Origin of the sequence: Enterobacter sp. MF024 (genome assembly GCF_005843915.1) — a bacterium.
GTDB lineage: Bacteria > Pseudomonadota > Gammaproteobacteria > Enterobacterales > Enterobacteriaceae > Enterobacter > Enterobacter barmai.
Genome location: NZ_VCBB01000013.1, coordinates 134477 through 146821 on the forward strand (window position 1 = coordinate 134477; position 12345 = coordinate 146821).

A 12345-nucleotide genomic window follows, 5' to 3' on the forward strand; every position below is an offset into this window, starting at 1 on the left:
GTCAAAAAGCTCCAAAATTCAGAATGTATCGATTGGTTAGCGGGAAAGAAGCGGAACGATTTTCTACTGATCGCATATTCCCATTTGAAGCATTTATTTGGCACGCTTTATCACGTACCATGGAAAATGTGATGAACAAGATCCAATGCTAATAAGAGTTGTTAAAATGAAATCTGTTATTTTAACAGGACGTCTGCTTTGACTCGTTGAAATCACAGCGATAGGCAGAAACTGATTTTATATACATCTTACCTAGGCATAACTTAAGTAAGTGCTGGATTTCCATTAAATCCAGCTGTTATTTTATAATATATAATAAGTAGCAAAAAAAGCATCACTAAGGGTTAGTTAATTTTCTAAATCCTTCCGATGAAATATTAAATAAAACGTCTTTGCCTATTTCTTTATTTGTCTCAGGCACGATCTGTTGAACTGGCAGGTCATCAAGCCACTTACGATACATTATTTTATTTGCATTAAGCGCATCACTTACATCTAAATCATTTTTTGCACCAATCAAACCAAAAAAAGGATACTCACCAGATGCAGGGACAATTTTAACTGCATGAAGACCTTTACACGTACTCATATTCAATAGCAATGTCCCTTCTGTTGCCATATTGATATGTTGTAAAGTCGTACGTAAAACGTCCCAGGTTATAAACTCATCACCAATTAGAATTCCATCTTCGTTCCCATGAGCTACAAAGTGGAGCATGAAGCGCTTACCGCTTTTAGCATCTATAAAGAAAAGATTTAACGCATCTAGCATTTCCTGCTTTGTATTTACTAGCTTATCTACTACAGGTAAATTTTCGTTCCTCAGAAAATTACTTAATTCAGTTGTGATACCAAAATCCACCCGTTCTTCACCACTTAAACCATCAATAATCCCAACATAATCATAATGCGTATTTAATTCAGGGTTTTCATAATTAATCATAGGTACTTTCATATCGATCCTTAGTAAGCCAAGTGCACCACAGGAGTTTAATTTTCCTAACTTGTACGTTTGTACACAACAGACCGTCATCAGTTATCTATTAGAATTCATTAAGTAAAATATAGTGGGATTCATATCTTCCTTTTAAAATTATTGGATATTTCATGCATCAATCTTTGATTTACCTTTAACCGGAAACTATCCATAGCTCAAAAAGTTAATGCAATAATATCTTAGGGTGGATGGCAAAAAAAAATGTTTATACTCCAAGTATTTACCTATAGCAAGTAGGCTGTATTTGGTTATTCTTCATGCGAAAGTGAGCGCCCGCTCCTGACACAAAGCCGCCCGTCACTCCCTCTAATGTACGGCCCATTCAGAAGTTTGCGGGCGTCCCTGCCCGCTAATACCGAGATCAACTAAAACGATTCTATCGCGGAGGTGCGAACGGAAAAGCCCAGCGGGCATGCATCATCCTGCTCAATATCCCCTGCGCTCACCACCCTGTCATCCGCACCAACGTGACGCCCCCTTAACAGCTGTGCTTTATCCGGTTGCCCCGCTAATTCATATGCCTGCGCCAGATCGCGTCGCCAGTTGCCATTCCATGGACATGCCTGGTGTCCTTTTTCCATGTGCGCAATGCCATCAGCCAGATACCCTTTACGAATGCAAATCAGGCCTACCATAAAATGCGCGGTCGCGTGTTCGGGCACGTGATGCAGCAGGCGCCTGAAGAGCATCTCGGCTTCATCAAGCTTCCCCTGACGATAGTGCGCGATGCCATCGGTCTGCATGCCGGGTACGGGCAGGCTCACCATCTCAACGGGCTCATGCACAATCTTCGCATTGGTCCCGGCGATCAACGGCGTCAGAAAGTCCGCGTAACGCCGCCAGCGTTCGCGCGCGGTCTGATAGATAGGCTGACGCACCTGCCACACGCTGGCGGTCTTGACCGGCCTGTCCAGTTCCGTGGTGTCGAGCACCTGCGGTTCCCATTGCACGCCCACGTAATCCAGCATGCGACGCGCCTCGCGCTCCGGATCAGAAACCACGTCCTCATAGCGCACCTCGAGAATGTCCCCGGGGAACACCTGGTTCCAGTGGTGCATCATGAGGTTGTGATCGGCCAGCTGTTCACCAATCCACCGCAGGTCATAGGCGAAGCCCATACCGCCGTGCTTTGCCGAGTAGTCGGTGAAGTAATTGGAGATAGCGATATCGCGCGGGTCGCGGCGCACAGAGATTATCCGCGCGTTCGGGAACAGCAGCTTGATAAGACCAATGTTCTCGAAATTGTGCGGCAGCTTATCCACCACGTGCCGGATTTCAGACGCGTTTTCTGGCACGGTTTCCCGCAGTTCCTTGAGCAGGCTGGCGGTGATACCCGCCACGGCATCGGCCGACAGATCGTCCACACAGTCCGGGTAGTGACGTCCTGAACCCGTATGACGTTCCCAGCGTTCCAGCCGGGCGATCGTGCTGGGGATCACCCCAAGCTCGCCCGCGCCGTAAATTTGGCTGTGTCCCGCCAGGATCTGTTCAACAAGCGTGGTACCGGAACGCGGCATACCCAGTACGAACACCGGCAGCGTTGAATCGTTGCCGATGCCGTGTCGGTGCTCAAAGAGCGAACGGCTGAACGCATGACGGATCCGCGCGGAGTCTTGCCGATGTGCAACCGGGTCATAGCTCAGAAGTGCGCGGCTGGCCGCATTGGCTTCGTTGGCCAGAGTGAAAGCTTTGGCGTAGTCCTTGCGCTTTTCCCAGGCCGCAGCCAGTTGCAGCAGCAATCCGGGCTGCACCGGGCCGGACATGCCCGGCTTGCGTGCCAGGGTTTCCAGGCGGATCAACGTCTCGTCGTCTTGCGGAAAACGTCGGGCGTTGATCAGTGCCGCATGACCGCGTGCCGGGTCGATCGCCAGGACCTGCTCGAACAACGCCACGGCCTCGTCGATGCGACCCAGTTGCATATACAAATGGCCCAGCCCCTGCAGGGCGAGGACCAGTTGCGGATGCGCTTGCAGCACCTCGACGTATCGCGCCTCCGCCCCGGTGTAGTGCTGCTCCTGGACATCCACTCCGGCGAGGGCCACCTGCGCCTGCGCCAGCCACTGACCGATTTGCGCGGCGTCCATAGCGGGTGACGGCGTCAGGGCCCCAGCCTCCTCGATAGCCTGTTCGGCCATCTGACGCGCCAGCGCCGGATAGCCCTGGGTGGCGACACTCGCCAGCTTCAGACGCAAAGGCAGCGTCATTTTTTGCTGTTGCCCGGCCAGATGGATGGCACGGTGCAGCAACGCCATGGCCTGAGGCAGTCGCCCCTGTAACTCCGCCAGTTCAGCGTGCTGCTGATACAGGTTCGGCTGTTCCGGGTAATGCCCCAGCCCACGGCGCAGCGCATCTTCAGCCTGGGCATGGCGTCCACGCTCGGCCAGACGCTGCGCATAACCGGTCAGCAGGCCGCAGTAATCCCCTTCAGCCAGATCGGCATGGCGTTCTTCCAGCCAGGCATCCGCGCGGGCAACGTCGTCACGGGCCAGCCACAGCTCCAGACGCAGGCCGCGCAGCTGCTGATCGTGTAGAGCCGCCTGCTGCGCGGGCCAGTACTCCCGCTCGTCTGTCCAGAAGAGGTTGGCGGCGGCCAGCGTCTCCCCGGCCTGCGGCAGGTCCGCACGTTGCAGGTAGAGGCGCAGCAGTTGCTGATAGACAGTGATAGCGGGTTGCCGGCGCAGACTACGTTCATACAGGGGGATAGCCTCCTCCCCCCGTTGATGCTCCACGTAACAGGCAGCCAGACGCGCCAGCAGAAGCGCGTGGTCTGGCGACTCTGGGCGGGTGGCCTCCAGCAGCGCCTGCGCCGCGTCAAACTCCCCAAAGAACAGGTGGATGGCGGCCAGGTCGACGCGGGCGTCGACCTCCAGTGCCGCCGGGTCCAGCGCCATCAGCGCCTGACGGGCCGCTTCTGGCTGGCCCAGATGGATCTCGGCCAGAGCCAGCAGCACCTGTTCTGCCGGTGAAATCACCGGCAGGCTATAACAGGCCTCTTGCAGCGCATCGAACTGCTGCATCTCCACCAGACGGCGGAGCAACGTCAGAGAACCTGTCATGGCATCGCCAGTCCTTGTGAGGTAAGGAGGCCAGCAGGCATCGCCGGCATATAGGCCTGAGCAAACGTATTGTCCTGATTCGGATTTACGCTCCAGGTGCCGTTCCAGAGATCCACGTTATTCCCGTAATTGCGAGTGAACTGGCCGTTTGCGTCAACGCCGGCGACGTTATAAGAGGACATCGAGATAGAGAACCCCGCCACCCAGTTAACGGCATTCCCACCGTGATGCATATCCATCACTGGGTCGCCCCACTGTCCCTTAACATCACTGCCCGTGCCCACCAGCACGATCTTGTCGTCCAGGCCCAGATTCTGCGCGCCAGACCACATCTCGTTGCTGTCCAGCCCTACCAGCGTGCCGGAATTGCTGTTGACCTGGATATAGATGGTGTAGGCGGTATTGGCATCAAAGACGCGCCCGTTGTGATCGGAGCTTTGGCCCGTCGTCAGGTCGAAGACCACAATGGACGAATTCCCCATCCCGGCGGAAACGGTCGTGAAGTTCAGCTCCGTCGAGGAGTTGATCCCGGCATAGTCGTTGCCCGCCGTGTCGTGCAACGCGCTGCTGTCGATCTGGACGTGGTAGTTTGCGCCCGCCGCCAGGTCCGTTGTCGGGTTAACCGTCACCGTGTTGCCGCTGATGCTGACCTGCGCGCTGTCGGTGATGTCGATGACCTTGTTCAGACTGCTGTTGCTCTCGTTGACGAGGGTGATATGGCCGCTGCCGGCCAATACATCTTCGCTGAAGGTCAGGGTGAGATTCGCGCCCGTGGCAACGCTGCCGCCGTTGTCCTGCGGCGTGCTGCTGGTGAGTAACGGCGCGGTGTTGTCGACCGTCAGGCCGGTGCTGTCCGCCGCCGTCGCCGTGCCGTGGTTCGCCGTGGTGACCGTAACGGCGACGTTGCGACTGTCGACGTTGTTAATGGCACCGGCGCTGAGGGTGTATTGCGCCGTGTATTTCCCATCGCCCGCGATGGCATCCCCGTGGGTGCCGTCGTCCCAGGCGGTCGTCGGCGCGCTGGCGCCAAACTGGCTGAAGTCCATGGTGACGCTGGTCACAGCGTTGGTATTGGCATCGCCGCTGGCGGAGTTGTCCCACACGGCGGTAACGGTATCGCCGACCTTGTAGGTGCTGCCGTCTGCGCCGCCTGGCGTGGAGGTGATGGCGATATGGGCATCGGTCACTGTCGGTGCCACAGGCGCATTCAGGCCGATCTGGTAGATACCCCCCACTGAGTAGCCGCTCTTGCTGCCATCGCTGGAGTCGGAATCAAACAGCACAGAATAGGTGATGTCATAGCCACCCGCGCCATCGGAGACGATCCGCGGGTTATACAACTGCCCGCCCTGAGGCACCGTGATACCGCTGTCGGTCACGGCACTGGTCAGCTCGCCGGTAGTTTTGGAAATGGTGACCTGGCTAAAGCCGCCGTTACCGTCAGGGAACACAAACACCAGATCGGTGCCGTTGTCGTAGGCCGTGGCCGATGCCGCCACGGAGCCGTTGCTGGTCCACGCCAGCTCGTCATGGAGCGTTTTGTCCATCGCGCCAACGTCCACGGCGTGATAGCTCTGGGTCCCCATGTTATAGACGGTATTGCTCTGGACGTTGGTGGTGATCAGCGTCCCGTTGTTGTTGTAGAGCGTGACCTCCCAGGTCGCAGAGCGGTATTCCTGGCTGAAGACGGCAAAACCGCCGTCGAACGCAATGACGTTGGTCGGAGACGTTTGCTCGTCATTCCAGTTAACGCGCTGCCAGGTGGTGCCGCCGTCGAAATTGGCCAGCGTGCCGCTGGAGTCGAGCTTGAAGATGAAGGCACCGATAGGCGTGCTGGTCGCCGACTGGCCCGGCGTGCCAATCCAGTCGTAGACCTCGGAGGCCAGGACATAGCTGCCATCGCTCAGTGCCGTCAGCACACCCGGCGACAGCTGGAATTTCAGCAACTGGACTGCCGGGCTTGCAACGCCGCCGAAGTTTTGACTCGTGCTGTTGCCGCCGATCAGGTTCTGTGTACCCTCGGTGAAGCTGGTTCCGCTGCCGTTGTAGTGGAAGACAGAGACGGCCTGCTGCTGATCGGTGCCAGTGCCCATCGTCTGGTAGGCGATGGCGAAATCACCGCCATTCGCGCTGCTCTGCGCCGCAATGGTGACGCCGGAGCCAGGCGACGCCAGCGTATCGCTCGATTGCAGGTTGCCGCTGTTGTCGTAGATAGCGTAGTGAACGCTGTAGTCATTCCAGTTAAGGGTATCCACCTGCGACCAGGCCACGACGAAGCCGCCGTTGGCCAGCGCCTTGATCTGCGTATCCAGCATGGTGTAGCCCGCAGGAATGGTGATGTCCAGGGTCTTAACGACGTTGTTGTTCGCGTCCAGCACCCTGACGACGCCATCGTACAGCGCGCCGGTCGGATCCCAGGTGATATAGTCGCCGCCGGTCTGCCGCATATACTCGACAACCGTATAGCCGTTACTCAGCTTCTCCAGCCCGACGTTGATGGTCATCTCGGTAGAGGTGTCGTTGGTGCTGCCCGAGACCATCGCGCTGCCATCAAGGTTGAGGCCTGGTGCCACCTCAACGGTAACGGTCTGGCTGCTGTGGTTGCCAGCCACATCGGTGGCGGTCACGACCAGGTTGTAGCTACCAGCCACGGCGGCGCTGTTCAGGGTGACGACGCCGGTGGTCGCATTGATGTCGAACCAGCCGAGGCTGTCCTGATCCAGGCTGTAGGTGACGGCGTTGGCATCGCTGGCGTTGGCGTCGTAAACCTGGGTGCCCGCCGCTGCGCCGCTGGTGAGGGCGGTGCCGGTAGCAGTCGCACCGCCTGCAATAACAGGTGCAGTGTTGTCCACGATCACGCTGCTGCCGGAGATCGCAGAGACATTGCCGGACGCGTCCACGGCGTAAGCGTGGTAACTGCCGTCGGCAAGGCCGGTCAGCGCCAGTACGGTGCCGACGTTAGATGCGACGGCAACGCTGTTCACCAGGTTGTCGGCAGCACGGGTGAGGCTGTTCAGATCCGTTACCGTCACGCTGTCGCTGACCAGGTAAACCGTGCCGTCCTCGGAGCTCTGCACAATAACCGCCTCACTGCTGTTCTCCACGCCATCCAGGTCGCTGGCGAGCATGACGCCAGGCGGCGTGGTGTCGACAACGTTGTAGGTGATGGTCTGCGTGGCCTGATTACCGGCGGCATCGGTGGCGGTGACAATGAATTGCGCACCGCTGACCATGGCCGGGCTGGAGATCAGCGTCACGACGCCGGTGCTGGCGTTGATGCGGAAGTGGTGGGTGTCGTTCACGCTGTAGGTGACGCCGTGCGCGTCGGTTGCCGCAGCGGTGTAGACGGTGTCGCCAGCGACGGTGCTGTCGGTAATGTCGGCGGCGGTGGCCGCGCTGGTGAAGACAGGGTCGACGTTATCCACCATCACGCTGCTGCCGGAAATGACCGACAGATTGCCTGTCGCATCAACAGCCCAGGCATGGTAGGTGCCGTCAGCGAGGTTGGCTGCGGAGATCGCTGCAGGGGTATTGGCGGTGACGGCTGTACTGGCCCACTGGTCGCTGGCCGCACCGGTAATGTCGCTGAGCTGGCTGACCATCACAGTGTCGTTAACCAGATAGACGGTGCCGCTTTCGCTGCTTTGCACGGTCGCGTGGCCGTCATGGTTCAGCACAACGAGGTTTTCGTAGGTGCTGCCGTCGGCGTTAAATTTCTGCACATACAGGTTGAAGTTAAAAATACCGTTGGCAGGATTGAAAGCGTACCAGGTCACCATGTATTCGCCGTCTGCACCGACGGCGGTGACGTGTGGGAACTGGTCAATCGCGCCGCCGGAAGCTTCCAGTCGCGCGATATCGCCTACCGCGACACCGCTGGCATTGAACTTCTGCACATAGATGTCCGGGCCCGGGCCGCCATTACCCATCCAGGTGACGACGTAGCCGCCGTCACCCAGCGCCGTGATGCGCGGATTTTCGTCGTAGTTGATGGTCGTATTGTTGTGCGGTGCATCCAGTTGCACGATAGCGCCCACTTTGCTTCCACCCGCAGTGAACTGCTGCACATAGACAGAGTTTTCGTAGGAGCCGTTGGTGCTGTCGTATTCCATCCAGGTGATGACGTAGCCACCGTCGGCCAGCGCTGCGACATACGGACTGGCATCGTTGTAACCGAAATTGCCGCTGTTATTTGCGCCGTCCAGTTCCACTATGCCACCGACTTTCGCGCCGGTGGCATCGAACTGCTGCACCCAGGTGCTGTTGGTGTAGTTCGAGTTGCTGTAGTCGAGGCTCGACCAGGTGACGACATAACCGCCGTTAGCCAGCGCCGTGATCTGCGGCTGGGATTCGTTGTTGAGGTCGACTCCCGTTGTGGCATCCAGCACCACCGGGGCGGTGCCGGTGCCGTTGGCGTCGAACTGCTGCAGGTAGATGTGGTAGTCGCCCGACGTGTTGCCCTGCCAGGTCACCACGTAGCTGCCGTTGTCCAGAACGGTCACCTGCGGGCTGGCATTGCTGTAAGAGCCAGGCACTGCCAGTGGCAGGGTATTGCCCACAGCAACCCCGGTGTCGTCAAAGCGCTGCACGTAGATGCCGTCGCCGCCGCTAAGGTACCAGGTCACGATATAGCCGCCATCGGCCAGCGTCGCGATCTGCGGGGCAACGTCATGGACAGAAGCGGCCCCATCAAGTTTCACAGCTGCAGATATTGCGGTGCCGTCAGCGTTGAACAACCGCGTATAAATGCTGGTGTCGTTGCTGGTGCCGTCCTGGCCGACCCAGGCCACGGCGTAAGCCCCTGCATCATTAATGGCCGTCACGCTGACAACAGTGTCTGACCAGTTATAGAACGTGGTGGTCGCACCTGATGCGAGCTGTACGGCATCACCCATCGCGACACCCTGTGCGCTCAGGCGCTGCGCATAGATCCCGAAGCTACCATTGCTGTTGCCTGCCCAGGTCACCAGGAAGCTGCCGTCACCCAGCGCGGTGGTGTCAAAACCGTTGGGAAGCATGTTGTAGGTCGCCGGGCTCAACATCACCGGCCCCGACGTGCTGCCGTCGAGCGTGACAGTCGGTGCGATTTCGTCCACATCGGTGACATTAACGGTGACACTCTGCGTGGTCGCGTGACCCGCGGCGTCAGTGGCAACGACGCTGAAGGTGTATTGCGGCGCGTGGTTACCTTCATAGTCGGGGCTGGAATTAAAGGTGACCGCACCCGTTACGGCGTCGATAGTGAAATACTGGGCGTCTGCGCGACCAGGCTCGTCAGCCAGGCTGTAGGTGACGTGCTCGCCACCGTCGGCGGCGTCATTATCAACGGCCTGCGCGGTATAGAAGACGGTGCTGGCGGCGGTATTCTCGACAACGCTCACCGTGGCGCTGGCGTAGCTGTCGCTGCTGTTGCCGGTAGTGAAGCCCGGAGCCTGCTCATCAACGTTGTTGATATCCAGGGTGACCGTTCGATCGCTGTGGTTACCCGCCGCATCGGTGGCGACAACGGTGAAGCTGTAGCTGGATTTGCTTTCAAAATCCGGGTTGTCGATCAGGGTGACCGCGCCGGTAACCGGGTCAATGGTCAGGCCTGCGTCGCTGCCCGCTTTCAGCGAGAAGGTGACGCCCCCGCTGATGTCGGCGGTGTCGGTCGCCGTGGCGGCGTAGATCACCTGGCCCACGCCGCTGTTTTCGTTGATCGCCGGGGCGGTTGTGCCGCTGGTGATGGTCGGGGCAACTTCGTCGAGGTTTTTGATATCCAGCGTCACCGTCCGGTCGCTGTGGTTGCCCGCCGCATCGGTAGCCACAACGGTGAAACTGTAGCTGGCTTTAGCTTCGTAATCCGGATTGCCGGTCAGGGTGACCGCGCCGGTGGTCGCATCAATCGTCAGCCCCGCGTCGCTGCCCGCTTTCAGCGAGAAGGTGATGCCGTTGCTGATGTCCGCTGTATCGGTCGCCGTGGCGGTGTAGACCACCTGACCCGCGCCGCTGTTCTCGTTGATCGCCAGGGCGGTTGTGCCGCTGGTGATCGTCGGGGCAACCTCATCGAGGTTGTTAATACCGAGCGTGACCGTCTGGTCGCTGGCGTTGCCCGCCGCGTCGGTAGCGACAACGGTAAAGCTGTAGCTGTGTTTAGCTTCGTAATCCGGATTGCCTGTCAGGGTGACCGCCCCGGTGGTCGCATCAATCGTCAGGCCCGCATCGCTGCCCGCCTTAAGTGAGAAAGTGACGCCATTACTGATATCCGCCGTGTCGGTCGCGGTGGCGGTGTAGATCACCTGGCCCGCGCCGCTGTTCTCGTTAATCGCGGTGGCCGTCGCGCCGCTGGTGATGGTCGGGGCAACTTCATCGAGGTTGTTGATACCGAGCGTCACCTTCTTATCGCTGGTGTTGCCCGCCGCATCGGTAGCCACAACGGTAAAGCTGTAGCTGGATTTAGCCTCAAAGTCCGGGTTGCCGGTCAGGGTGACCGCGCCGGTGTTAGGGTTGATGGTCAGCCCCGCGTCGCTGCCCGCTTTCAGGGAGAAAGTGACGCCGTTGCTGATGTCGCCAGTGTCGGTGGCCGTGGCGGTGTAGATTACCTGGCCCGCACCGCTGTTTTCGTTGATCGCCGTGGCAGTGATGCCGCTGGTGATGGTCGGCGCAACTTCGTCGAGGTTGTTGATACCGAGCGTCACCTTCTTATCGCTGGTGTTGCCCGCCGCATCGGTAGCCACAACGGTAAAGCTGTAGCTGGATTTAGCTTCGAAATCCGGGTTGCCGGTCAGCGTGACCGCGCCGGTAATCGGATCGATGGTCAGGCCAGCATCGCTGCCCGCCTTCAGCGAGAAGGTGACGCCCCCGCTGATATCCGCTGTATCGGTCGCGGTGGCGGTGTAGATCACCTGACCCGCACCGCTGTTTTCGTTGATCGCCGGAGCGGTGGTGCCGCTGGTGATGGTCGGGGCAACTTCGTCGAGGTTGTTGATACCCAGGATAACTTTCTGGCTGCTGGCATTGCCCGCCGCATCGGTGGCGACAACGGTAAAGCTGTAACTGTGTTTAGCCTCAAAGTCCGGGTTACCGATCAGCGTGACCGCCCCGGTGTTCGCGTCGATAGTCAGGCCCGCATCGCTGCCCGCCTTCAGCGAGAAGGTGACGCCGTTGCTGATATCAGCCGTGTCGGTGGCCGTGGCAGTGTAGATCACCTGGCCCGCGCCGCTGTTTTCGTTGATTGCGGTGGCGGTTGTGCCGCTGGTGATGGTCGGGGCAACCTCGTCGAGGTTGTTGATACCGAGCGTCACCGTCTTGTCGCTGTGGTTGCCCGCCGCATCGGTGGCGACAACGGTGAAGCTGTAGCTCGATTTAGCTTCGAAATCCGGGTTGCCGGTCAGCGTGACCGCGCCGGTATGCGCATCAATTGTCAGCCCCGCATCGCTGCCCGCTTTCAGCGAGAAGGTCACGCCGTTGCTGATATCAGCCGTGTCGGTGGCCGTGGCGGTGTAGATCTCCTGACCCGCGCCGCTGTTTTCGTTGATTGCGGTGGCCGTTGCGCCGCTGGTGATGGTCGGGGCGACTTCGTCGAGGTTGTTGATACCGAGCGTGATCGTCTTGCTGCTGGCATTGCCCGCCGCATCGGTGGCGACAACGGTAAAGCTGTAGCTGGATTTAGCTTCGAAATCCGGGTTGCCGGTCAGCGTGACCGCGCCGGTAATCGGATCGATGGTCAGGCCAGCATCGCTGCCCGCCTTCAGCGAGAAGGTGACGCCCCCGCTGATATCCGCTGTATCGGTCGCGGTGGCGGTGTAGATCACCTGACCCGCACCGCTGTTTTCGTTGATCGCCGGGGCGGTTGCGCCGCTGGTGATGGTCGGCGCAACCTCGTCGAGGTTATTGATACCGAGCGTCACCATCCGGTCGCTGGCGTTGCCCGCCGCATCGGTAGCCACAACGGTGAAGCTGTAGCTGGATTTGCTCTCAAAGTCCGGATTGCCGGTCAGGGTGACCGCGCCGGTGGTCGCATCAATCGTTAGCCCTGCGTCGCTGCCCGCTTTCAGTGAGAAGGTGACGCCATTGCTGATATCCGCCGTGTCGGTGGCGGTCGCGGTGTAGATCACCTGCCCTGCACCGCTGTTTTCGTTAATCGCGGTGGCGGTTGTGCCGCTGGTGATCATCGGGGCGACTTCGTCGAGGTTGTTGATATCCAGCGTCACGGTCTGATCGCTGGCGTTGCCCGCCGCATCGGTAGCCACAACGGTGAAGCTGTAGCTGGCTTTGCTCTCAAAATCCGGATTACCGGTCAGGGTGACCGCC

The 12345-nt window shown here is 58.9% G+C and carries 3 protein-coding genes; all 3 read right to left on the bottom strand.

Translation table 11 applies throughout. The annotated features are described in order from the left end of the window. Positions 1–337: 337 nt before the first annotated feature. A complete protein-coding gene (locus FFB58_RS18720; protein WP_138370675.1) occupies positions 338–955 on the bottom strand; it encodes a caspase family protein in 618 nt (205 codons plus the stop codon). A gap of 407 nt (positions 956–1362) precedes the next feature. Then, complete coding sequence (locus FFB58_RS18725) at positions 1363–4053, bottom strand: tetratricopeptide repeat-containing sulfotransferase family protein (protein WP_138370676.1); 2691 nt, start codon at positions 4051–4053, stop codon at positions 1363–1365. Continuing rightward, a complete protein-coding gene (locus tag FFB58_RS18730) occupies positions 4050–12284 on the bottom strand; it encodes a cadherin domain-containing protein (RefSeq protein WP_205735746.1) in 8235 nt (2744 codons plus the stop codon). The genes FFB58_RS18725 and FFB58_RS18730 overlap by 4 nt, the downstream gene beginning before the upstream one ends. Positions 12285–12345: the final 61 nt, after the last annotated feature.

Excerpts from the sequence above, each read along its gene's own strand:
- FFB58_RS18725 (WP_138370676.1), bottom strand. The coding sequence starts at position 4,053 with ATGACAGGTTCTCTGACGTTGCTCCGCCGTCTGGTGGAGATGCAGCAG.
- FFB58_RS18720 (WP_138370675.1), bottom strand. The coding sequence starts at position 955 with ATGAAAGTACCTATGATTAATTATGAAAACCCTGAATTAAATACGCAT.